Below are 21,732 nucleotides of genomic sequence, written 5' to 3' on the forward strand. Positions count from 1 at the left end.
GATTCCTTAGGTCAGGTGGTGGTACGGAAGGCGGGGATCACCTCGGCGGCGAACAGCCGCAGCGAGGCGCGGAGCTTCTCGGTGGGCATGCCCAGCCACCCGGGCCGGAAGATGAGATGGTCGAACCCGAGGTCCCGCAGGGCGGAGATCCGCTCGACGAGGAACTCGGGTGAACCCAGCAGCAGTGTGTTACGGACCAGTTCGTCGAACCGGTCCCGCTGCCAGCGCAGCGCCGGATACTCGGCGTACGTCGAGTACTCGACCCGGGCGTGCGGCAGCGCCTCCGCGACGGCCTGTTCGGTGCTCGGCGCGCAGTACAGCTCCACGCCCACGGGACGCTGCACCGTCGCCGGGTCCCGCCCGTACTCGGCCAACGCCTCGTTGTAGACGGCCAGGTGCTCGGGCAGGAACCGGCGGCTCGGCGAGTTGCCCGGCGCGTACCAGGCGTCGCCGAGCCGGGCGGCCCGACGGACCGCCTTCTTGCCACCCGCGCCGACCCAGATCGGTGGCCCGCCCGGGGTCAGCGGCGGGATGCCGATGGTGGCGTCGACCTGCGGGTAGAACTCCCCGTCGTGGGTGACCGGCTTCCCGGTCCACAGCGCCCGGATCAGCCGCAGGCTCTCGTCGAAGCGGCGGAACCGGCTCTCCGGGTCGACGCCGAAGGCGGCGAACTCGTTCTCCCGGTAGCCGGCACCGACGCCGAGGATCACCCGCCCGCCGGAGAGGTGGTCCAGGGTGGCGAACTCCTCGGCGACGTGCACCGGGTGGAACATCGGCAGTAGCAGGATGCCGGTGCCGAGCAGCATGTCCCCCGAACGCGGGATCAGGCTCGCCAGCATCGAGATCGGCTGCGGGGTGGCCAGGTTGGACTGGAAGTGGTTGATCGTCCAGACCGAGTCGTAGCCCAGTTCGGCGGCCAGCTCGACGGTGCCGAACAGGTCGTCGAGGTGCCTGCCGAGGTCGTCGCCGGGCGGGTACTGGTGCGACGCCATGATGCCGAACCTCATCGTTCTCCGCCTCCCTGCGATGGGGCCGCTGCGCGGCTGAGCTTGCCGGTGGCGCTGCGTTCCAGCGCCGGCACGAACTCGATCCGCCGGGGGGCCTTGAAGTGGGCCAGCCGTTCCCGGGCGTACGCGACGAGCAGTGCGGCGAGGTCGGTGTCGTCGACCGTGTCGTCGGCGGCGCGGACCACCAGCGCCACCGGGATCTCGCCCAGCCGGTCGTCCGGCCGGCCGAGCACCCGGACGTCGCGCACCAGCGGATGGGTCCGCAGTTCGTCCTCGATCTCCTCGGGCCAGACCTGGAAACCGCCGCACTTGATCATGTCCCGCTTGCGGCCGACCAGGAAGAGCACCCCGTCGGGGTCGACGTAGCCCATGTCGCCGGTGTGCACCCAGCCGTCGCGGACCAGCTCGGCCGAGGCGGCGGCGTCGTCGACGTACCCCCGGGTCAGGGCGGAGCGGACCACCACCTCGCCCTGCGCGCCGGTCGGCAGCGCGGCCCCGGCGTCGTCGCGGATCTCCAGCTCGACGCCCGGGTAGACCCGGCCGGCCGAGCCGGGCTTCCACCGGCCGGCCCTCATGTCCCGGCCGGTCCAGCCGGCGATGTGCCCGGCCTCGGTCGAGCCGTAGTTGACCAGGATCGGCACCCGGTAGCGCTCCTCGAAGGCCCGCCGCACCGGCCAGGAGATCGCCTGCCCGGCCACCAGCACCGACCTGACCCCGGCGAACGGCAGGTCCCGTTCGGCGTGCACGATGTCGTAGACCATGGTGGGCAGCAGGAACAGGTTGTCGAAGCCGAAGCGGGGCATCAGGTCGGCGAGCCGGTCGACGCCGAACCGTTCCCAGACCACCGCCGGCCGGCCGACGAAGTACGCGAACAGCAGCGCGTGCTGGCCGCCGCTGTGGAACAGCGGCAGGGCGATCAGGTTGGGGCGGGCGTCGCGGGCGGCGCTGCCCTCGGCCTCGGTGCCGGTGGTGACCCGGGCCAGCCGGATCAGCGACTCCCGCGTCCCGCCGTGGGTGACGCTGACCGCCTTCGGCCGCCCGGTCGTGCCACCGGTGAACAGGATGCACGCCTCGGCCTCCGGCCCCACGTCGACGCCGGTGACCCGGGTCTCCTGCCGCCACGGCAGTTCGGGCACGTCGGTCAACGCCGCCGTGACGGACCGGACCGGGACGGCGGTGGCGTCAGCTACGCCGTTCCCGTCGGGGTCGGACCGGGCGGCGAGGAACGCGGCGACCACGTCGGGCCGGCGGTCGTCGACCAGCAGCAGCCGGGGCGCGGTCTTGGCCACCGACTCGGCCAGTTCGGCGGCGTTGTAGAGGCTGCTGACGGTGACCGGCACCGCGCCGATCTTCCAGGCCCCGAAGAGCAGGAAGACGATCTCGGGGCCGTTGGTCAGGTAACAGGCGACCCGGTCACCGGGGCCGACGCCCTCGGCCCGCAGCGCGGCGGCGACGCCCCCGGCGAGCAGGTCGATCTGGTCGAACGTCCAGGACCGGCCGTCCTCGCCGTACAGGCCGGGCAGCTCGCCCCGGTCGGCGCACCGGCCCTCCAGAATGCCGACCAGGCTGCCGGCGCTCACCGGGTCACCCCGGGTGCGGTCGCGGCGACCCTCGGAATGACCTCCGCGCCGAAGCGGGCGAGCTGTTCCATCGCCTCGTCCTGGCCCGCGCCGACGAACTGGTGGCGCAGCGACACCTCGGTGATGCCCAGTTCGGTCTCCCAGCGGCGCAGCTTGGCCACGATCTCGTCGGCCGAGCCGACCAGGCAGTCCTCGGCCAGATAGCGGTCGAGGTCGAGGGACTGCGCGTCGTCCCAGGACCGGTAGCCGGCGTACTGGCGTTGCAGGTGCGGGCGGACGGCCGCGACCGCCGCCGGGTAGCTGTCGCCGAGGTACGCCTCACGGCTCATCGGGTACTCCCGGTCGAGGGAGAAGCCACGCTCGCCCAGGTCGGCCCGGTAGATCCCGAGCAGCCTGGCCAGCTCGGCGTCGTCGCCCTTGGGTCCGATCAGCCAGGGGGCGTCCAGCCGGGCGGCGCGGCGGACGGCCGGCTCGGCGAACGCGCCGATCCACAGCGGCGGGCCGCCGGGCTGGGCCGGGCGCAGTGCCAGGGACGCGCCGGGAGCCTCGCCCCAGCTGCCGGCGACGTCGACCGTCTCGCCGTTCCACAGGGCGCGCAGGATCGGCACGTACTCCCGCAGCCGGCGCAGCCGGTCCTCCCAGGCGACGCCGAACGCGGTGGTCTCACGCTTGCGGTAGCCGGCGCCGATGCCGACGGTCAGCCGGCCCCCGCACAGCACGTCGAGGGAGGCCAGGTCCTCGGCGAGGGCGACCGGGTTCAGCAGCGGGGCCAGCAGGACGCCGAACCCGATCCGGACCCGCGAGGTGGCGTGGGCGAGGTAGCCGGCCAGCGGGACGGGTTGGACGAACGCCGACCGGGCCAGGTAGTGGTGGCCGAGGTAGACGGCGTGGAAGCCGGCCGCCTCGGCGGCGGCCGCCTGGGCCAGTACGCCGTCGATGCCCTCGGCGGCGGACGCCGACGGATCGAACTGGGCGCTCAGGAAGCAGCTGATCTTCACCCGAGGACCGCCTCGGCGGTGGGCACCCGCCCGGCGGCGCGGTCCTGGGCCCGGAAGTGCGGGATGACCTTGTCGGCGAACTCCTCCATGGAGCGCAGCGCGGCGGCCCGGTCCAGCGACGGGATCCGCAGCCAGCCGATGTAGTGGTTGATGCCGAGCTGGTCGCGCAGCATCTCGATGGTCTCGATGACGCGCTCGGCCGAGCCGAAGTTGCCGCCGTGGGTCAGGGTCTGCTCCAGGGTGAGCAGTTCGATGTTCTTGGCGACGGCCGCGTAGTAGGCGCGTTCCTGGGCGATGGCGTCCTCCGAGCCGGGGATGACCTTGCCGACAGACTTGTAGTAGTTCATCGCCGCCTGGGCTGCCGCGCGCAGTCCCTCGTCGCCGTCGCCGCACCAGACCTGCTGCATGAACGGCAGGTCGTAGGTGGACAGGTCGAAACCGTTGTCCCGCATGCTCTGCCGGTAGAGGTCGAAGTTCTTCTGCATGATTCCCAACGGCGTGAAGTTCGGTGAGGTGATGATCGACTCGCCGACCGCGCCGCGTTCCCGGAAGCTCTCCGGGGAGACCGTGCCCTGCAGGATGGGCGGCCCGCCGGGGGTGAACGGCCGGGGGTAGGTGGTGACGTTGTCGTAGTGGAAGATCTCGCCGTGGTAGGAGAAGTTCTCCTGCGACAGCGCGAGCCGCAGGATCTCCAGGGTCTCCTGGTAGCGCTGCTTCGACTCCTCCAGCGGCACGCCGAAGCCGGCGAACTCGGCGGGCTGGTAGCCGCGGCCGACGCCGATCGAGACCCGGCCGCCGCTGAGCACGTCGAGGGCGGCGATGTCCTCGGCCAGGCGCAGCGGGTGGTGCAGCGGGAGGACCAGGACGGCGGTGCCGATGGTGATCCGGCGGGTCCGCTCGGCGACGGCCATGCCGAAGTTCACCGGGCTGCCGAGGATGCCGTACTTCGAGAAGTGGTGCTCGGCGAGCCAGACCGAGTCGAAGCCCAGCTCGTCGGCCAGCTGGATCTCTTCGAGGGTTTCTCGGAGCACCTGATGGTCCGATGCGCCGTCGGCCACCGGGAACAGGTTCATGATTCCGAACTTCACGGCCTTCTCCTCATTTATTCCGACCAGCCGGTATGTTACTGCTCCGGGTTGGCACCCGGCAAGACTTCCGCAGGTCAGCCCCGCGTGGCCCGACGTGCCCGGATGCGCAGCTCGCCGGCCCGCCGCCGGTGCCACGACCCCCGCCCGCAGCGGGCGTCGAGCACGAAGGCGCGGCGCAGGAACAGGTGCGGGTCCGCCTCCATCGTGATGCCCATCCCGCCGTGCACCTGGATGCACCGCTCGGCGGCGAACACCGCCGCCTGTCCGGCCGCCGCCTTCGCCGCGTGCACCTGGACCCCGGCGTCCGGGCGTCCGGTGTCGACCGCCCACGCCGCGTACAGGGTCAGGTCCCAGGCCGCCTTGCGGGCGGTGGCCGCCTCGGCCAGCGGGAACGCTACCCCCTGGAACGACCCGATCACCCGGCCGAACTGGCGGCGGGTGCGGGCCTGCTCGGCGGCCAGGTCGATCGCCCCCTGCGCCACCCCGCACAGCTCAGCCGCCACCACCAGCGCCGCCCGCAGCGGCCCGGCACCGGACGGCTGGGGCCGCTCGGGCGCGGCCAGAGTCAGGTCCGCCAACGGCACCGACGGGTCCAGCGACTGCCGCGCGGTGATCCGGACCGGGTCGGCGAACCAGACCCCGGCCGGGCCGAGCGCGACGACGCCGTCGGCCTGCGCCGCGTACGGCACCAGGGTGCGTACCAGCGGGTCCACCGACGCCGTGTCGGCCCAGCCGGAGTTGCCCGGCACGTCGACCGCCGTGGTGAGCACCCGGCGGCCGTCGAGCACCTCCTCGGGCAGCGGCCCGCGCCGCCCGTCCCCGCAGAGCAGCTGCACGGCCGCCGCGTGCGCCGGGAACCGGCTGGGCACCAGCCGCCCGCCGAGCGCCTCGACCGCGACCAGCAGGTCGATCAGGCCCGACCCGATGCCACCGGCCGACTCGGGCACCCCGAGCAACCCGAAGTCACGCAGCAGCGGCCCGTCCCCCGCCGGGGCCCGCCAGCCGCCCGACCACGCCGCGCGGGCCGTGCCCCGGTCGGCGGCCGCGAGCGCGCCCACGGTCCGGCCGATGTCCTGCTGTTCCTGGGTGAATGTCGCGCGCACCGGACCACCTCGCTCAGCGGGAGCGGGGCAGGCGCAACACCCGCTCCGCGAGAATCGACTTCTGGACTTCCTCCGTGCCGCCCTCGATGGTGTGGGCGCGGGCCCGCAGGTAGCGGCGCATCCGGGCGGCGGCGCCGGCGCCGTCGACCAGCACCCCGCCGGCCTCGTCGAGCTGCACGGCGAGCCGGTTGGCGTTCTGCACCACCCGGGCCCACAGGCTCTTGAGCGCCGAGGTCTCCGGGCCCGGCACCCCGCCGGCCCGGCTCTCGCCGAGCATCCGCATCGACCCGATCCGGACCGCCTCGGCGTCGCACTGCAACGCGCCCACCGCGTCGACGAACGCGCTGTCGTCGGCGACGCCCCGCTCGACCGCGACGTCGATCAGCCGGTCGACCGCCTGCCGGGCCCAGACCCACAGGTTCAGCGCCATGCTGCCGCGCTCGAACGCGAGCGTGGTGAGCGCGACGGTCCAGCCGTTGCCGACCCCGCCGAGCACGTCGTCGTCGGCGACGAACACGTCGTCGAGGAACATCTCGTTGAACTCGGTGTCCCCGTTGATCATCACCAGCGACCGGACGGTGAACCCGTCCATCGGGGCGAGGAAGTAGGTGATCCCCTGGTGCTTCGGCGCGGCCGGGTCGGTACGGGCCAGCAGCAGGCAGCGCGAGGCGTTGTGCGCATTCGACGTCCAGATCTTGGCCCCGTTGATCCGCCAGCCCCCGTCGACCCGGGTCGCCGCCGTGGTAAGGCTGGCCAGGTCCGACCCGGAGCCGGGCTCGCTGAAGCCCTGGCACCAGTACTCGTCGCCGCGCAGGATGCCGGGCAGGTGCCGGGCCTGCTGGGCGTCGGTGCCGTGCGCGATGATCGTCGGCCCGGCCAGCATCATGCCCACCCCGTTGAGCGGGTACGGCGCGCCGCGTACCGCGGCCTCCTCGTTGAAGACGGCCTGGGCCAACGCGTCCATCCCCCGGCCGCCGTGCGCGACCGGCCAGGACAGTCCGGCCCAGTTGCCGGCGCAGAGCCGGTCCTGCCACACCCGGGACCAGTGCTCCCGCTCGTCCTGGGTCAGCTCCTCCTGGTCGGGCACGTCGGCCAGCGCCCCGTCGAGCCATCCGCCGACCTCGCGCCGGAACGCCAGGTCGGTGTCGCTGTCAGCGAAGTCCATGCCCACCCCCCTGTGGGTCGTCGGTGTCGCCGGTCATGCGCTGGCCTCCTCGGCGGGCACGAGCCGGGCCTTGTAGAGCTTGCCGTTCGGGTCGCGGGGCAGCGCGTCGCGCACCACGTAGGACTGCGGGCGCTTCGGCTTGGCCAACCGCCCGGTGAGGTACCGGCGCAACTGCGCGACGGCCGTGTCCGGGTCGGGCGCGGTGCCGGTGAGCACGACGTGCGCCTGGGGCACCTCACCGAACTCCGGGTCGGGCACCCCGACGACCCCGACGTCGGCGACCCAGTCGTGGCCGATCAGCGCCGCCTCGATCTCGGCCGGGTAGACGTTGACCCCGCCGACCAGGATCAACTCGGCGGCGCGGCCGGTGATGTAGAGGAACCCGTCGGCGTCGACGTGCCCGACGTCCCAGACGGTCAGCAGGCCGTCGCGACGCGCGCCGTCGGTCTTGCCGGGGTCGTTGTGGTACTCGACCCGGTCGTCGCCCTGGCGCATGTAGACGATGCCGGTCTGCCCGACGGGCACCTCGTTGCCCAGCTCGTCGAGGATGCGCAGGGTGGAGATCGAGGCCGGCCGGCCGACCGTGCCGGGGTGGGCGAGCCACTCGTGGGGGCGTGCGATGGTGGTGCCGACCTCGGTCGAGCCGTAGTACTCGTAGACCACCGGGCCGAACCAGTCGAGGATGCGCTGCTTGACCTCGCGCGGGCAGGGCGCCGCGCCGTGCAGCACGTAGCGCAGCGACGAGACGTCGTAGCGCTCGCGCACCGCCTCGGGCAGTTGCAGCAGCCGGTAGAAGTGGGTCGGCACCATGCTGGTGCCGGTGACCCGGCACTGCTGGACCCGGCGCAGGAAGCCCTCCGGCGTCCAGCCGTCCATCAGCACCATGGTGCCGCCGGCGTGCAGCGCGCCCATCGCCGGGGTGATGTTGGCGGAGTGGTACATCGGGGCCGACACCAGCCAGGACGCGAACGCGTCGCGTTCCATGCCGAACTCGCGGAACAGCCAGACGTAGGTCAGCGCGCCGGTGTCCGCGTCGACGCCGCTGAGTGGGCGCTTGACCCCCTTGGGCCGGCCGGTGGTGCCGGAGGTGTACATCATCAGTGAGCCGGCCGGGGTCTGCGCCGGGCTGGTGGCGGGCATGTCGGCGGTGAGCGCCGACAGCGGCCGGGCCCGGTCGGTGCGGGGCGTGCCGTCGACGAAGACCTGGATGTCGGGCACGTCCGCGGCGGCGTCCACCACCACGTCCTGCACCCGCTCGGAGCCGACCACCACCTTCGCGGCGCTGTCGGCCAGGATGTAGCCGATCTCGGGCGCGGTGAGGTGGTAGTTGAGGGTCACCAGGTAGAGCCCGGACTGCATCGCCGCGAGATAGAGCGCGACCAGGCCGGGGCTGTTGGTCAGCACCGCCGCGACGGTGTCACCGGGCCGCAGGCCCGCATGCGTACGCAGGCCGTGCGAGATCCGGTTCACCTCGGCGAACAGGTCACCGTAGGAGATCCGCCGGTCGTCGGCGGTCACGATCGCGCACAGCTCCGGTTCCGCGGCTGCCCACAGCCGGAACCCGGTCCGCTCGTCGCTCATCGAACTCCTTGAGCTAGATTCCGACCATCCGGTATGTTGATGTCCCACAGTAAGGGAGCCTCCCGACGATGTCCATACCCGTGAGCGACGCCCACGCCGCCAGCTGGCGGGCCCGTCAGGTGCCGGTCCCCGCGCAGGTCGTCGCCGGTGTCTGGGCCATCCCGGTCCCCCTGCACGGCAGCGCCCTGCGGTCCATCACCGTCTTCCTGATCGAGACCGGAGACGGCCCGGTCCTCGTCGACGCCGGCTACGACCACCCGAGCTGCTGGACGTCGTTCCAGCGGTCGCTGGCCGCCATCGGCCACCGGGTCGAGACGATCCCGGCGGTCCTGCTCACCCACAACCACCCCGACCACGTCGGCTTCGCCGACCGGGTACGCGCCGCCTCCGGCGCGCGGGTGGTGATGGGCGCGGCCGACGACTTCGCCACCATGCACCGGCGGCGCGGCACCTTCCTCCAGCAGGTACGCACCGCGCTCGACCTGACCGGCGCGCCACCCGACGTCGTCGCCGCCATGTACGCCGACGCGGTCGCCGTCGCCGTGCACCGCGAGGACCTGCAGCTCGACGTGGCCGTGGTCGACGACACCGAGTTCCGCTTCGGCGACGTGGGCATCCGCGCCCTGCCCGCCCCCGGGCACACCTACGGCCACACCGTCTACGTCGACGACCGGGGCCTGGTGTTCACCGGCGACACGATGATGGCCGAAGGGCCCACCCAACTCGCCATCGTCAGCCGCCCCGACGACGACCCGGCCGCCGACCTGTTCGACACGCTGGCCCGCATCCGCGACCTCGGGGCCGCCATCGCCTGCCCCGCACACCAGTTCCCCTACCGCGACGTCGCCGCCCGGGCGGGTGCCCTCGCGGCCCTCCACCGCGACGAGGTCGGGACGGTCCGGGAACTGGCCCGCGACGGCGGCACCGCGTGGGATCTCGCCCAGCGGATGACCTGGAAGAAGCCGTGGGACGAGCTGGGCCGGGGCACCCGGCGGTTCGCTCTCGTGCACACCCTCGCCCTGCTGCGGCACGCCACCGGCCGCTGACGCCGGGGCGGCCGGCCCGGCGCGGCCTCAGTCGCGCCGGGGGTCGTCGTACGTCCAGTCGGGGCGCAGCGTCGAGCGCAGCTCCCGCAGGGACCGCTTGAGCACCTTGCCGGACGGGTTGGTGGGGAACTCCGGCACCAGGTAGACCTCCTTGGGCACCTTGAACCGGCCGAGCCGCTGCCGGGCGTGCGCGATCAGCGCCTCGGGCGTCAACCCCGGCCGGGCGACCACGAACGCGGCCGGCACCTCCTGCCACACCGGGTGCGGGGCCGCCACCACCGATGCGGCCAGCACCAGCGGGTGGTCGGCCAGCACGTTCTCGATCTCGGCGCTGGACATGTTCTCCCCGCCGCTGCGGATCATGTCCTTGAGCCGGTCGCGGATGTAGAGGTAACCGTCGGCGTCGAAGCAGCCGATGTCGCCGGTGTGGAACCAGCCGTCCCGGAACGCGGCGGCGGTCGCCGCCGGATCGTCGAGGTAGCCGGGGCTCACCTTCGGCCCGCGCGCGACCACCTCACCGTGCGCGCCGACCGGCACGTCCACGCCGTCCGGGTCGACCACCCGGACCTGGACCCACGGCACCGGCAGCCCCACCGACCCCTGCTTGGACTCCTGGTGCGCGGCGTCCAGGTAGGTCAGCCCGCTGCACGTCTCGGTCAGGCCGTACCCCTCGATCAGCCGGGCGTTCGGGAACAGTCCCCGGGCCACCCCGAACAGCGCCGAGGTGACCTGCGAGAAGATCAACCAACGCACCGACGACAGGTCGGTGGTCGCGGCGGTGGGCTCGCGGCGGACCAGGTCCAGCATGGTCGCCGCCACCACCATGCCGGTGATCCGTTCCGTCTCGATCGCCCGCAGCACCGCCGCCGGCACGAACCGGCGGTGCAGCACCATGGTGCCCCCGACGTGCCAGATGCCGAAGCCCGGCAGGTCGGTGCCGCCGACGTGGTAGAGCGGCGCGGCGTTGAGGATCCGGTCGGTCGGCCGCAACCCCAGCTCGACGATCTGGGCGTGCATGTTCCGGTTCACGTTGCCGTGGGTGAGCAGCACCCCCTTGGGCAGGCTGGTGGTGCCGGAGGTGTAGACGATCCGTTGCAGGGCCGCGTCGTCGAGGTCGGCGTCGGCGACCCGCGCCCCCCGGTGCGCCGCGACCAGCGCCCGCACGTCGGTCCAGCCGTCGTCGACCGGTTCCAGCGCGAACCGGCGCACCGCCGGCAGGTCGGCCAGGGCGGCGGCGGTGAGCGCGGCGAACTCCGGCACCGTGGCCACCGCCTCGACCCGGGCGTGCGCCAGCAGCCGGGCCAACTCCCCCGCCGTCAACCGGTAGTTCAGCGGCACGACGACCGCGCCGAGTTTCGCCAGCGCCAGGCAGAGCAGCAGGAACTCGGGGACGTTGTCCGCGACGACCGCCACCCGGGCGTCCCGGCGTACCCCCTCGGCGGTCAGGCCGGCGGCCAGCGCGTTGACGTCGTCGTCAAGCTGCCGGTGGGTCCACCGACGCCCCTCGAAGACCAGCGCGTCGGCGTCGGCGAACCGGCGGGCGTTGCCGGCCAGCATCGCGGCCAGGTTCGCGGTGCTCATCCCGCCGCCTCGCGCAGCGCCTTCTTCAGCACCTTGCCGGAGTCGTTGCGCGGCAGCGACGTCACCAGTTGCACGTACCGGGGGACCTTGAAGCGGGCCAGTTCGGCCCGGCAGTGCGCACGCAGGTCCTCGGCGGTGCCGGTCGCGCCGTCGCGGAGGATGACGAACGCCTTCGGCACCTCGTCCCACTGCGGGTCGGGCACCCCGATCACGGCGACCTCGGCGACGTCGGGGTGCTGGGCCAGGACCCGTTCGATCTCGGCGCTGGCGATGTTCTCCCCACCGGACTTGATCAGGTCGGCCCGGCGGTCGACGAACCACAGGTAGCCGTCGGTGTCGATCCGCCCCACGTCGCCGGTGCGGAACCAGCCGTCGCGTCGGCTGCGCCGGTTGGCCTCGTCGTCGTTCCAGTAGCCGGGCGACACCTTCTCCCCCCGGACGACGATCTCCCCCTCGACGTCCGGGCCGACCGGCCGGAAGTGCTCGTCGACGATCCGGATCTGCACCCCGGGGAAGGGTGCGCCGAGCGCACCGAGCTTGCTCTGCTCGTGGGCGGCGTCGAGGTAGCACACGCCGTTGCACAGCTCGGTCATGCCGAACGTGTCGATCAGCCGCACGTGCGGCAGCCGGCGTTTGACCTCCTGCCGCACGCTCGGCGCGACCCCGGCGAACAGCAGGTAGCGCAGCGTTCCGAGATCCGGCGGGTCGTCCAGGTCGAGCAGGCCGAACAGGATCTGGGCGGCCAGCACCATGCCGGTGATCCGCTCCTGCGCGGCGATCCGGGCGATGTCGGCCGGCTTGAACGTCGGGGTGAGCACCATCGTCGCGCCGGCCACGAACGTCGCCAGGCCCGGCGCCTCCAGCCCGCTGACGTGGAACAGCGGCGCGGAAACGAGGATCCGGTCGGCGGCGGTCAACTCCAGTTCGAGGACCTGCGCGAAGTGGTTCGCGGTGAGGTTCCCGCAGGTGTGCACCACCCCCTTGGGGCGGGCCGTGGTGCCCGAGGTGTAGAGCAGCCGGTGCACGTCGGCGGGGCCCTTGTCGGCGTCGGCGACCCGCACGCCCGGCGGCTGCCCGGCGAGCAGGTCGGCCAGCCGTCGCGCGTCGCCGACGACCGTGTCGCCGGTGGCGACCAGCGTACGCAGCCCGGTCGTGGCCGCCAGCCGGGCGGCGTCGGCGGCGAAGTCGTCGTCGTAGAGCAGGCCGGTGACGCCCGCCTGGTCGATGACGTACGCCTGCTCGTTGGCGTGCAGCCGCCAGTTCAGCGGCACCGAGACCGCGCCGAGCCGGCTCAGCGCCAGCAGCTCGACGACGTAGGTGGCGGTGTTGCGCCCGAGCACCCCGACCAGGTCGCCGTCGGCGATGCCGGCGTCGCGCAGGGCCGCGGCGTGCCGGTCCACGTCGGCGTCGAGTTCCGCGTACGTCCAGCGGGCCGCCCCGTCGACCAGGGCCTCGGCGTCGGCGCGGCGCAACGCCTGCCGGCGCAGCGTCTCGGTGAAGTTGCTGCCGCCCATCAGTCGCCGCTCCCCCGCCGCCGGGCCAGGATCTCCTCCCGGGACGGCAGCGACACGAACTCCAGCAGGTTGCCGTCGAGGTCCCGGGCGGCGAACGCGGTGATGTAGCCGTAGTTGTCGAGCAGCACCCGGTTCGGCGCGGACAGGCACTGCGCGCCCAGCTCGGTCAGCCGCCGGTGCAGGTCGTCCAACTCGTCCAGGGGCACCTCGAAGCTGAGCAGGAAGGTGCCCAGCTCCAGGTGACCGGCGGTGGCGGTGCGGGTCTTCACGCCGTTCCACTCGATGAGTTCGAGCTGGCCGACCCGGCTGGGGCCCTGGAGGTACTGGACCCGGCCGGTGGTGCCGGCGGGCAGGCCCAGCGACACCTCGATCCCCGGCCCGCCGACGTCGGTGCGCAGCGTCCGGCGGTAGCCCAGGGCCCGTTCGTAGAAGTCCGCGGCGCGGTCGACGTCCGAGACGGTCATGGCCACGTGGTGCACTTCGCTGACCGGCATGGTGCCTGCCTTCCTGTTGGTTCGCGCCGGAATCAGGCCGACGGGCCGGACGGCCCGCCGAGGACCCGTTGGATGAGGGTGACCTCGTCCGCGCCGCTGTCCGGCACGATGAAGTCGTCGAGCCGGCAGATCTCGTCCACCGCGCCGAGCACGTCGTCGGGCGAGGCCGGGGTGGGCCCGCCGTACCAGCCGGGGGTGACGCCCAGGAAGATCCGCCCGACCCGGCCGCCGCCGACGGTGAGGATGTGCCGGTTGAGCTGGCACTGCTCCGAGGCGAGGAAGGTCGCCACCGCCGCCACGTGCTGCGGGTCGAACCGGTCGGTCAGCTCGCCGAGCAGGTTCTCGGTCATCCGGGTCGCCGCCGTCGGCGCGATCGCGTTGACCAGGATGCCCCGGCGGGCCCCCTCCAGCGCGAGCACGTTCATCAGCCCGATCAGGCCGGCCTTGGCCGCGCCGTAGTTGGCCTGACCGAAGTTGCCGAACAGGCCGGACGACGAGCTGGTCAGCACGATCCGGCCGTAGCCCTGGGCGACCAGGTGCGGCCAGGCGGGCCGTAGCACGTGGAACGCCCCGGCCAGGTGCACGTCGAGCACCGCGCTGACGTCCTCGTCGGACATCTTGGCCAGCGTCCGGTCCCGCAGGATGCCGGCGTTGTGGATGACCGCGTCGAGCCGGCCGTACGTGTCGATCGCCCGGCCGACCAGGTCGGCGCCCCCGGCGGCGGTGGCCACCGAGTCGGTCGAGGCGACGGCGGTGCCGCCGGCCGCGCGGATCTCGGCGACGACCTGTTGCGCCGCGCCCGAGGAACCGGAGCCGTCGACTGTCCCGCCGAGGTCGTTGACGACCACCGACGCGCCGCGTGCGGCGAGGGTCAGCGCGTGGGCCCGGCCGATGCCGTTGCCCGCGCCGGTGACGACGACGACCCGGCCGTCGAGGGTGACCCGGGCGCTCATCGCTCGTTCCCCAGGACCGCCACGAACGCGACGCAGGAACCGGGCTGCCCGCCGAGGTTCTGGGCGACCGCCAGCCGCGCGTCGGGCACCTGCCGGGGTCCGGCCTCCCCACGGAGCTGGGTGAAGCACTCGAACATCATCCGCAGCCCGGTCGCGCCGATCGGGTGGCCGAACGACTTGAGCCCGCCGTCGGTGTTGACCGGCAACGCCCCGTCGAGGTCGTAGCGGCCGTCGAGGATGTCCCGCCACGCCTTGCCGCGGGCGGAGAAACCCAGGTCCTCCATCAGCACCACCTCCGTCGGGGTGAAACAGTCGTGCACCTCGGCCAGCGAGATCTGCGCCGCCGGGTCGGTCACGCCGGCCTGCTCGTACGCCTCGCGGGCGGCGGTGACCACCTCGGGGAAGGTGGTGAAGTCGTAGCCGTCGGCGGCCAGGCCGGCCCCGGAGCCGGCGACGAAGCTCATCCCGCGCAGGTAGACCGGCCTGTCGGTGTACCGGTGGGCGTCCTCGGCGCGGACCAGGATCGCCGCCGCCGCGCCGTCGGAGACGCCGGAGCAGTCCATGACGCCGAGCTGCCCGGCGATCCGCGGGGACCGTTCCACCGTCTCGGCGGTGACCGCCCGACGGAACTGGGCGCGGTCGTTGCGGGCCCCGTTGGCGTGGTTCTTCACCGCGACCCGGGTCATCGCGGCGCGCATCTCCCGCTCGTCGATCCCGTGCGCCGCCTGGTAGGCGGGGGCGAGCAGGGAGAACCCGGCCGGCGCGGTCCAGTCGACGTCGGTGCCGTCGGCGGGTGGGAACACCGCCGACAGCCCGGAGTAGGAGGAATCCTTCAGCTTCTCCACCCCGGTCGCCATGACCATGTCGTACGCGCCGGAGGCGACGGCGAAGGCGGCGTTGCGGAACGCCTCGGAGCCGGTGGCGCAGTAGTTCTCCACCCGGGTCACCGGCTTGCCGGTCAGCCGCAGCGGGCGGGCCAGGGTCTGCCCGGACAGTCCCGAGCCCTGGGTGCCGACCCAGAACGCGTCGACGTCGTCGAGGGTGACGTCGGGCAGCGACCCGACGCACTCCTGCACGGCGTCGACCAGCAGGTCGTCGGCGGAGGAGTTCCAGTGGTCCCGGAACGGGGTGCAGCCCATCGCGACGATCGCGACGTCGTGGGTGGTGCGCCTACTGGCCATCGGCGGTGTCCTTCCCTGGCGTGGCGTCCGCGGGTGCCGGGCGGAGCTTCCAGAAGTAGTTGTGGATCGAGTCGGTGGTCCAGAGCCGGCGGAACACCGGGGTCATCGCCATCCCCACCGCCACCTCACCGGGTGCCACGTCGGTGACGTACGCGTTGAGCCGGCCGCCGCCGTCGACGTCGGCGACGACGATCGCGACCTCCGGTTCCGGCATGGTGGTCAGGTGGTCGCGGGTCACCGAGACCACCCGCGCGGTGCGGTCGCGCAACGACACCGGGGCCGCGCCCGCCCCGGCGACGCCGCAGGAGGCGCAGACCCGGCCGGGAGGTGTGGTGACCCGGCCGCAGGCGGCGCACCGGCTGCCCTCCAGCCGGTACTTCCAGCCGGCCCGGCGGTGCATGGGCGGGGCGGCCGGGGCGGGGGCGGCCGGTCGGGCCGGACCCTGCACGTCGAGCAGCCCGCGCCAGCGCAGGTAGCGGCCGTAGCCGAGGCGCTGCCGGGCGGCGAGCTGGGCGCGGACCGACGGCCCGCCCCGGGCGGCGCGGACGCCGTCACCGACCCGCAGCACGAACGCGTCGCCGCCCTCGGTGGCCGACAGCAGCAGGATGGTCTGCCCGGGTTCCGCCTCGTCGAGAGCGGCGGCGAGCAGCAGGCCGGGGTGGGCGACGCCGGTGAAGCCGGTGGCCCGTTCGACGGTCGCATCCCCTCCGGTGCCGCCGAGCGTCTTGCGCAGCGCCGCCGCCGCACGCGGGTTCGACGACGACACGACGACCTCGTCGACGGTGTCCAGGGACGCCTGCGCCAGGGCCCGGCGGGCGGCGTCCAGGCCGGCGGCGACGAGGATCTCGGCGGTGAACCGTTCGTCCCAGACCCGGTCGTGGCGTTCCCCGGGCAGCCGCCAGCGGTCCAGCAGCTCGCTGGTGTGGCCGGCGCGGGCGAGGAGCACGGCGGCCCGCCCGCCGCCGACGAACGCTGCGGCGGCGTCGCCCTGGGCCAGTTCGTCGGGGGCCCCGGGGCGGGTGGTGCGCACGTCGGCCAGGGCCGCCGTGGCGACGCCCCGCAGGACCAGGTCGAGGGCGGACGCGCCGGCCCGGTGGCCGCGCAGGTCGAGGGCGGTGACCCCGGGGTCGAGGCCGAGCGCCTCGTGGACCACCCCGGCGGAGGTCTTCGTCTCGTACGGTGCGCTGGTGGTGGCCAGCAGCAGGTGCCGCCCGGCCGGGGTGCCGGCGGCGACGTGCCGCAACGCCTCGACGGCCATGGTGACGGCGTCCTCGTCGTGGCCGGCGACGCCACGGGTGGGGCCGCCGGCACGGGCCGGGGCGCTCGGGTCAAGCCGGTTGTCGTCGAGCACGTACGCCGGGAGGTAGGCCGCGTAGGCGTCGATGCCTGGTTGCTCGGGCATGGGTCGCGGGTTCTCCTTCAGCTCCACGAGGGGATGGCGGCGAGCAGGCGTCGGGTGTACTCCTGCTGCGGTCGGTCCAGCACGGTCAGCGCGTCGCCCTGTTCGACGACCCGCCCGCCGCTCATCACCGCGATCCGGTCGCACAGGTCGCTGGCGAGCATCAGGTCGTGGGTGACGAAGAGCAGGCCGATGCCGAGTTCGTCGACGAGGGTGCGGAACAGGTCGACGACCTTGGTCTGGGTGGTGACGTCCAGGGCGGTGGTGCACTCGTCGGCGATCACCAGCGCGGGGCGGGTGACGACGGCGAGCCCGATGGCGACCCGCTGCCGCAGGCCGCCGGAGAGCTGGTGCGGGTAGCTGGCCAGCACCCGGCCGGGGTCGTCGATGCGCATCTGGGCCAGCACCTCCACCGAGCGCCGCTCGACCTCGGCCCGGCTGATGTCCCGGACGTGGCGGCGCAGCACCTCGGCGAGCTGGGTGCGGACCTTCAGCAGCGGGTTCAGCGACCGGGACGCGTCCTGGAAGACCATGCCGACGGCGCTGCCCCGGACCCGCGCGGTGCGGTCGACGCCGGGGGCCACCACCTGTTCGTCGCCGACGGTGACGGTGCCCCGGTCGACCCGGACGTTGCGGTCGAGCAGGCCGACGACGGCGCGGGCGAGGGTGGTCTTGCCGCTGCCGGACTCGCCGACGACACCGACGATCTGGCCCCGGCGGATCTCCAGGTCGACGTCGTCGAGCAGGGTCAGCTCGCCGTCGGCGAGCCGGGCGGTGATGGACAGCCCGGAGAGCTTCAGCAGTGCGCTCATCGCCGCCTCTTCCGTGGGTCGTGGTGGGTGAGCAGCGCGTCGCCGAGCAGGTTGACCAGCAGCACCAGCACGGTGATGGCGAGGCCGGGGAAGAAGGCGATCCACCAGGCCTGGCTCAGTTCGTCCTGGCCGGAGGCGAGCATCGAGCCCCAGCTGTTCATCGGCGGCACCACGCCCAGGCCGAGGAAGCTCAGCGCGCTCTCCACCAGGATCGCGGTGCCGACCTGGAGGGTGCCGAGGGCGACGATGGTGCCGGCGAGGTTGGGCAGGATGTGCCGGAAGACGATCCGGGGTTCGGACGCGCCGGCCGCGCGCAGGCCGACGACGAACTGGCGTTCCCGGATGGCCAGGGTCGCCGCCCGGGTGACCCGGGCGCACACCGCCCAGCCGGTGAGCGCCAGCACCAGGAACAGCACCGGCAGGGAGCTGCCCCGGTTGGCGATGATGGCGAGGGCGACCAGGATGAACGGCAGGGCCAGCTGGGCGTCGATGAGGATCGAGATGACCCGGTCGACCCAGCCCCGGAAGTAGCCGGCCAGCAGGCCGAGCAGGGTGCCGGGGCCGATCGCGACGAGCGCGCCGACCAGGCCGATCACGATGGTCAGCCGGCCGGCCGAGACGAACTGGGTGAGCAGGTCCTGGCCGAGCTTGTCGGTGCCGAGGGGGTGCGCCCAGCTGCCGCCGGCCAGGAACGCGGGCGGCCGGCGGGTCGCGTCGAGGTCCTGGCCGCCGTCGGGCAGCAGCCCGGTCAGCGGCAGCACGAACACGGCGACGGCGGCCACCGCCAGCGGCAGGGCCAGCCAGAACACCGAGGTACGCGCCCGGCGGCCGGCCCGGCGCGGGGGCACCGCCGGGGCGGTGACCGGGTCGAGTTCGAGTTGGCTCATGCTCACCGCACCCTCGGGTCGACGATCGAGTGCAGGACGTCGACGAGCAGGTTCAGCAGCACGAACACCAGCGCGCCGAACACCACGATCGCCTGCACCAGCGGGAAGTCGCGGAACTGGATGGCCTGCAACGCGAGCTGGCCGAGACCGGGCCAGGAGTACACGTACTCGACGGCGACGGCGCCGGAGAGCAGGATGCCGGTCTGGAGCACCACGATGGTGAGGATCGGCATCATCGCGTTGGTGAAGGCGTGCCGCCACACCACCCGGCGGGTGCTGATGCCCCGGGCGCGGGCGGAGTCGATGTACGGCTCGGCCAGCGCGTCGCTCATCGAGGCGCGGGTGAGCCGGGCGATGTGCGCCATCGGGTAGACCGACATGGTCAGCGCGGGCAGGATCAGGTGTCTCGGGCTGCCGGACTGGCCGGCGGGCAGCCAGCCGAGTTTGACGGCGAACAGCACCACCAGCATCATGCCGAACCAGAAGACCGGCACGGACTGGCCGAGCAGGGCGAGGGTGGAGGCCCCCCGGTCCCACCAGGTGCCCTCCCGGGTCGCCGCGAGCACCCCGAGCGGCACGCCGACCAGCAGCGCGAGGGCCATGCCCGCACCGACCAGTTGCAGGGTGTACGGCAGCCGGTCGGCGATCATCGAGGTGTTGGACTGGTAGAACTGCAACGACTGGCCGAGGTCGCCGGTGAACACGCCCTTGAGGTAGTCGAGGTACTGCACGACGACGGGCAGGTCCAGGCCGAGCTGGTGGCGCAGCGCCTCGCGTTGTTCGGGCGGGGCCATCGGGCCGAGGATGGTGGCGGTCGGGTCGCCGGAGAGCCGGCCGAGCAGGAACGCCAGGCTGAGCGCGATGAGCAGCGAGGCGAACAGCGACGCGAGCCGGCCGCCGACGCGGCGTACGGTGCTGGCCTTCATCGGCGGGACCTCCAGCGCACGCCGGGCATCGCGGCGAGCAGTTCGCGGGTGTAGTCGTTCTCGGGGGTGCCGAAGACCCGGTCGCAGGGTCCCGCCTCGACGACCCGCCCCCGGTACATCACGTGCACGACGTCGCAGAGCGACCGGACCACCGCCAGGTCGTGGCTGATCATCAGCAGCGCCGCGCCGGTGGTGGCCCGGATCTGGCGCAGCAGGGCCAGCACGTCGGCCTGGACGGAGACGTCGAGGCCGGAGGTCGGCTCGTCGGCGACGATGAGGCGGGGGCGCATCAGCAGCGCGCGGGCGATGCAGACCCGCTGCGCCTGGCCCCCGGAGAGCTGGTGGGGGTAGCGGTCGAGCAGGTCCGGGGCGAGCCGGACCCGGCCGAGCAGGTCGGCGTCGTCGATCCAGGAGGTCCGTTCGGGTTGCAGCGCCCGCAGTTCCCGTAGCCCGGAGCGGACCGACTGGCGGGGGTCGAGCGAGCCGTGCGGGTCCTGGAAGACCACCTGCACCTCGGGGCGCAGCCGACGCAGCTGGGCACGGCTGACCGCCGCCAGCGAGTGGCCGAGCAGCCGGATGTCGCCCCGGCCGCGCGGGCCCAGCCCGGTGGCCGCCATCGCCAGGGTGGTCTTGCCGGAGCCGGACTCGCCGACGACGGCGACGCTCTCGCCGGCCGCGATGCGCAGCGACACCTGGTCGACCGCGCGGAAGAGCGCGCCGGTGCCGCCGTCGCGGTGCTCGACGACGAGGTCGTCGACCTCCAGCACGGGAGGCTCCGACTCCGGGGTGCGGGGGTGCCGGGCGAGGTCGCCCGGCACCCCCGTCTCCACTACCTCGGACATCGTCAGCGGGTCGTCTTCGTGAAGTCCACGGTGTTCAGCGGGCCGAACACCACGCCGGAGACGCCGGGGCCGGTCGCGTAGTTGAACACCTGCCGGTACAGCGGCACGTAGCAGTGCTTCTGCACCACGCCGATCGTGTTGAGCTGCTCGTAGATCGGGGCGGCCTGCTGGGCGTCGTTCTGTTCCAGCGCCTGCTGGGCCAGGGTGTCGATCTGCGGGTCGGGGCAGTTGCCGGTGATCGACTTGGTCTTCATGAAACCGCTGACGAAGTAGTCGGGCACGGCGACGTTCGGCACCCCCGCGAAGATCGACAGACCGGGCACCTGGCGCCCGACGATCCGCTTGACCAGCGTGCCGTAGTCCAGCGGCACGTAGCTGACCTTGAAGCCGGCCTTCTCCAGGCTGCCCCCGACGGCCTGGGACACCTCTTCGATGTTGGTGTACTGGGCCGCCGGGTAGGTGATCTGCACGGTCGGGGTGGCCCCGCCGAGGAGTTCCTTGGCCTTGGCGGCGTCGGCGGTCACGCTCTGCGTCGGCTGCTGACCGGGTTTGACGTTGAGCAGCCCGGCGTCGGCGACCGCCTGGCCGTCGAAGATGCCCTTGACGATGGCGTCGCGGTCGATGGCCAGGGCCGCCGCCTCGCGCAGCTTCGGGTCGTCGAACGGCGCCTTGGTGGAGTCGAGGAAGGCGATGATCTTCATGGCGGTCTCTGTGCTGACCACCTCGACCCCGGCGGCCTTGGCGGCGCTGGCCTGGGCCGGCGGCAGGTCGAAGGATACGTCCACGCTCTTGCTCTGGATCAGCGCGAGCCGCTGGGCGGCCTCGTTGGCCCAGGTGAAGGTGACACCCTCGTTGGTCGCCTTGGTGCCCCAGTAGTCGGGGTTGCGCTTGACCGAGATGTCGCGGCCGGCGTTCGCGCCCGACCAGACGTACGGGCCGGTGCCGACGGGTGCGGCGGCGAAGCCCTCCGAGCCCTTCTCCTGGTAGTACTTCGGCGGCACCAGGTAGACGGTGGTGAGCAGGTCGGGGATGTCGTACTGCGGGGTCTTGGTCGTGACCACGACGGTGGTGGCGTCGGGCGTCTCGATCGCGGTGACGTTGCCGAAGTACGACTTGAGCTGTGAGGCCGGGTTGTCGCGGGTGAGCGTGATGGTGTTGGCGACCGCCGCCGCGTCGGCCTTCTCGCCGTTGCTGAAGCTGATGTCGGGCCGGACCTTGAACGTCCAGGTGGTGGCGTCGGTGCGGGTCCAGCTCGTGAGCAGGCCGGTGTCGGCCGGCGCGAGGTCGCTACCGGTGTTGATCAGAGGTTCGAGCATCGTCGCCCAGACGATCTGGGCGGAACGCGCGCCGACGATCGGGTCGAGGGTCGCCGGTTGGGCGGCGAGCAGCGCCCGGATCGGGCCCGTGCCCGAGCCGCCGGAGTTGTCGGAGTCGGAGCCGCCGCACCCGGTGAGGCCGGCGCCCACGACGGTCAGCGCGGCGGCCAGTGCCAGGAAGCGCCGGGAGCGCAGGGATTTCATGATCATCATGGGTGTCCTTCACTGCGATGGACCCGTTCTGTCTCCGCGTGAGGCG

The 21,732-nt window shown here is 73.1% G+C and carries 19 protein-coding genes; 1 reads left to right on the forward strand and 18 read right to left on the reverse strand.

Translation table 11 applies throughout. The features are described from left to right. Positions 1-11 precede the first annotated feature (11 nt). From ACN267_RS11380 to ACN267_RS11410, 7 genes are all read right to left on the reverse strand, one after another. On the reverse strand, positions 12-1,007 hold the full coding sequence (locus tag ACN267_RS11380) for an LLM class flavin-dependent oxidoreductase (RefSeq protein WP_204961055.1): 996 nt from the start codon (positions 1,005-1,007) through the stop codon (positions 12-14). Continuing rightward, positions 1,004-2,587 (reverse strand): class I adenylate-forming enzyme family protein, encoded by a 1,584-nt coding sequence (locus ACN267_RS11385; protein WP_421488598.1) that lies wholly within the window; start codon positions 2,585-2,587, stop codon positions 1,004-1,006. Before ACN267_RS11385 ends, ACN267_RS11380 begins: the two co-directional genes overlap by 4 nt. Beyond that, entirely contained in the window at positions 2,584-3,585 is a 1,002-nt protein-coding gene (locus ACN267_RS11390; RefSeq protein WP_204961053.1) for an LLM class flavin-dependent oxidoreductase, read from the reverse strand. Before ACN267_RS11390 ends, ACN267_RS11385 begins: the two co-directional genes overlap by 4 nt. Then, on the reverse strand, positions 3,582-4,673 hold the full coding sequence (locus tag ACN267_RS11395) for an LLM class flavin-dependent oxidoreductase (protein WP_204961052.1): 1,092 nt from the start codon (positions 4,671-4,673) through the stop codon (positions 3,582-3,584). Before ACN267_RS11395 ends, ACN267_RS11390 begins: the two co-directional genes overlap by 4 nt. 74 nt (positions 4,674-4,747) lie before the next feature. After that, positions 4,748-5,776, reverse strand: a complete 1,029-nt coding sequence (locus ACN267_RS11400) for an acyl-CoA dehydrogenase family protein (RefSeq protein WP_421488599.1) — start codon at positions 5,774-5,776, stop codon at positions 4,748-4,750. A 13-nt stretch (positions 5,777-5,789) separates the two neighbouring features. Beyond that, positions 5,790-6,941, reverse strand: coding sequence for an acyl-CoA dehydrogenase family protein (locus tag ACN267_RS11405; RefSeq protein ID WP_204961050.1), 1,152 nt, complete (start codon positions 6,939-6,941; stop codon positions 5,790-5,792). A 33-nt stretch (positions 6,942-6,974) separates the two neighbouring features. Next, on the reverse strand, positions 6,975-8,522 hold the full coding sequence (locus ACN267_RS11410) for an AMP-binding protein (protein ID WP_421488600.1): 1,548 nt from the start codon (positions 8,520-8,522) through the stop codon (positions 6,975-6,977). A 68-nt stretch (positions 8,523-8,590) separates the two neighbouring features. On the opposite strand from ACN267_RS11410, the gene ACN267_RS11415 reads away from it, so the two are divergent. Beyond that, positions 8,591-9,568, forward strand: a complete 978-nt coding sequence (locus tag ACN267_RS11415; protein WP_204961048.1) for an MBL fold metallo-hydrolase — start codon at positions 8,591-8,593, stop codon at positions 9,566-9,568. Between the two features lie 27 nt (positions 9,569-9,595). On the opposite strand, the gene ACN267_RS11420 is transcribed toward ACN267_RS11415, so the two are convergent. From ACN267_RS11420 to ACN267_RS11470, 11 genes are read right to left on the reverse strand one after another with little or no spacing between them, the layout of a single operon-like run. After that, positions 9,596-11,149 (reverse strand): class I adenylate-forming enzyme family protein, encoded by a 1,554-nt coding sequence (locus tag ACN267_RS11420; RefSeq protein WP_421488601.1) that lies wholly within the window; start codon positions 11,147-11,149, stop codon positions 9,596-9,598. Then, positions 11,146-12,663 carry a class I adenylate-forming enzyme family protein gene (locus ACN267_RS11425; protein ID WP_421488602.1) on the reverse strand — a complete coding sequence of 506 codons (1,518 nt, stop codon included), beginning with the start codon at positions 12,661-12,663 and terminating at the stop codon, positions 11,146-11,148. Before ACN267_RS11425 ends, ACN267_RS11420 begins: the two co-directional genes overlap by 4 nt. Continuing rightward, positions 12,663-13,157 carry a VOC family protein gene (locus ACN267_RS11430; RefSeq protein WP_067309619.1) on the reverse strand — a complete coding sequence of 165 codons (495 nt, stop codon included), beginning with the start codon at positions 13,155-13,157 and terminating at the stop codon, positions 12,663-12,665. The genes ACN267_RS11425 and ACN267_RS11430 overlap by 1 nt, the downstream gene beginning before the upstream one ends. Before the next feature lie 32 nt (positions 13,158-13,189). Continuing rightward, complete coding sequence (locus ACN267_RS11435) at positions 13,190-14,110, reverse strand: SDR family NAD(P)-dependent oxidoreductase (RefSeq protein ID WP_204926547.1); 921 nt, start codon at positions 14,108-14,110, stop codon at positions 13,190-13,192. After that, positions 14,107-15,291 carry an acetyl-CoA acetyltransferase gene (locus ACN267_RS11440; RefSeq protein WP_421488603.1) on the reverse strand — a complete coding sequence of 395 codons (1,185 nt, stop codon included), beginning with the start codon at positions 15,289-15,291 and terminating at the stop codon, positions 14,107-14,109. Before ACN267_RS11440 ends, ACN267_RS11435 begins: the two co-directional genes overlap by 4 nt. Beyond that, positions 15,281-16,693, reverse strand: coding sequence for a zinc ribbon domain-containing protein (locus ACN267_RS11445; protein WP_421488604.1), 1,413 nt, complete (start codon positions 16,691-16,693; stop codon positions 15,281-15,283). Before ACN267_RS11445 ends, ACN267_RS11440 begins: the two co-directional genes overlap by 11 nt. A 17-nt stretch (positions 16,694-16,710) precedes the next feature. Continuing rightward, a complete protein-coding gene (locus ACN267_RS11450) occupies positions 16,711-17,502 on the reverse strand; it encodes an ABC transporter ATP-binding protein (RefSeq protein WP_204961041.1) in 792 nt (263 codons plus the stop codon). After that, entirely contained in the window at positions 17,499-18,389 is an 891-nt protein-coding gene (locus ACN267_RS11455; protein ID WP_421488605.1) for an ABC transporter permease, read from the reverse strand. Before ACN267_RS11455 ends, ACN267_RS11450 begins: the two co-directional genes overlap by 4 nt. Before the next feature lie 2 nt (positions 18,390-18,391). Continuing rightward, positions 18,392-19,315: an ABC transporter permease gene (locus tag ACN267_RS11460; RefSeq protein ID WP_088642656.1), complete on the reverse strand. Its 924-nt coding sequence runs from the start codon at positions 19,313-19,315 to the stop codon at positions 18,392-18,394. Next, positions 19,312-20,157: an ABC transporter ATP-binding protein gene (locus ACN267_RS11465; RefSeq protein ID WP_204961038.1), complete on the reverse strand. Its 846-nt coding sequence runs from the start codon at positions 20,155-20,157 to the stop codon at positions 19,312-19,314. Before ACN267_RS11465 ends, ACN267_RS11460 begins: the two co-directional genes overlap by 4 nt. Before the next feature lie 2 nt (positions 20,158-20,159). Next, a complete protein-coding gene (locus ACN267_RS11470; protein WP_204961037.1) occupies positions 20,160-21,683 on the reverse strand; it encodes an ABC transporter substrate-binding protein in 1,524 nt (507 codons plus the stop codon). Between the last annotated feature and the right edge of the window lie 49 nt (positions 21,684-21,732).

It is taken from the genome of Micromonospora sp. WMMD734, from assembly GCF_049178975.1.
In the GTDB taxonomy this organism is placed as follows: Bacteria; Actinomycetota; Actinomycetes; order Mycobacteriales; family Micromonosporaceae; genus Micromonospora; species Micromonospora wenchangensis.

Bases quoted from the DNA above. Each gene is read 5' to 3' on its own strand.
- ACN267_RS11380 (WP_204961055.1), bottom strand. From the start codon at position 1,007: ATGAGGTTCGGCATCATGGCGTCGCACCAGTACCCGCCCGGCGACGAC.
- ACN267_RS11405 (WP_204961050.1), bottom strand. From the start codon at position 6,941: ATGGACTTCGCTGACAGCGACACCGACCTGGCGTTCCGGCGCGAGGTC.
- ACN267_RS11410 (WP_421488600.1), bottom strand. From the start codon at position 8,522: ATGAGCGACGAGCGGACCGGGTTCCGGCTGTGGGCAGCCGCGGAACCG.
- ACN267_RS11415 (WP_204961048.1), top strand. From the start codon at position 8,591: ATGTCCATACCCGTGAGCGACGCCCACGCCGCCAGCTGGCGGGCCCGT.
- ACN267_RS11420 (WP_421488601.1), bottom strand. From the start codon at position 11,149: ATGAGCACCGCGAACCTGGCCGCGATGCTGGCCGGCAACGCCCGCCGG.
- ACN267_RS11425 (WP_421488602.1), bottom strand. From the start codon at position 12,663: ATGGGCGGCAGCAACTTCACCGAGACGCTGCGCCGGCAGGCGTTGCGC.
- ACN267_RS11430 (WP_067309619.1), bottom strand. From the start codon at position 13,157: ATGCCGGTCAGCGAAGTGCACCACGTGGCCATGACCGTCTCGGACGTC.
- ACN267_RS11435 (WP_204926547.1), bottom strand. From the start codon at position 14,110: ATGAGCGCCCGGGTCACCCTCGACGGCCGGGTCGTCGTCGTCACCGGC.
- ACN267_RS11440 (WP_421488603.1), bottom strand. From the start codon at position 15,291: ATGGCCAGTAGGCGCACCACCCACGACGTCGCGATCGTCGCGATGGGC.
- ACN267_RS11445 (WP_421488604.1), bottom strand. From the start codon at position 16,693: ATGCCCGAGCAACCAGGCATCGACGCCTACGCGGCCTACCTCCCGGCG.
- ACN267_RS11450 (WP_204961041.1), bottom strand. From the start codon at position 17,502: ATGAGCGCACTGCTGAAGCTCTCCGGGCTGTCCATCACCGCCCGGCTC.
- ACN267_RS11455 (WP_421488605.1), bottom strand. From the start codon at position 18,389: ATGAGCCAACTCGAACTCGACCCGGTCACCGCCCCGGCGGTGCCCCCG.
- ACN267_RS11460 (WP_088642656.1), bottom strand. From the start codon at position 19,315: ATGAAGGCCAGCACCGTACGCCGCGTCGGCGGCCGGCTCGCGTCGCTG.
- ACN267_RS11465 (WP_204961038.1), bottom strand. From the start codon at position 20,157: ATGTCCGAGGTAGTGGAGACGGGGGTGCCGGGCGACCTCGCCCGGCAC.
- ACN267_RS11470 (WP_204961037.1), bottom strand. From the start codon at position 21,683: ATGATCATGAAATCCCTGCGCTCCCGGCGCTTCCTGGCACTGGCCGCC.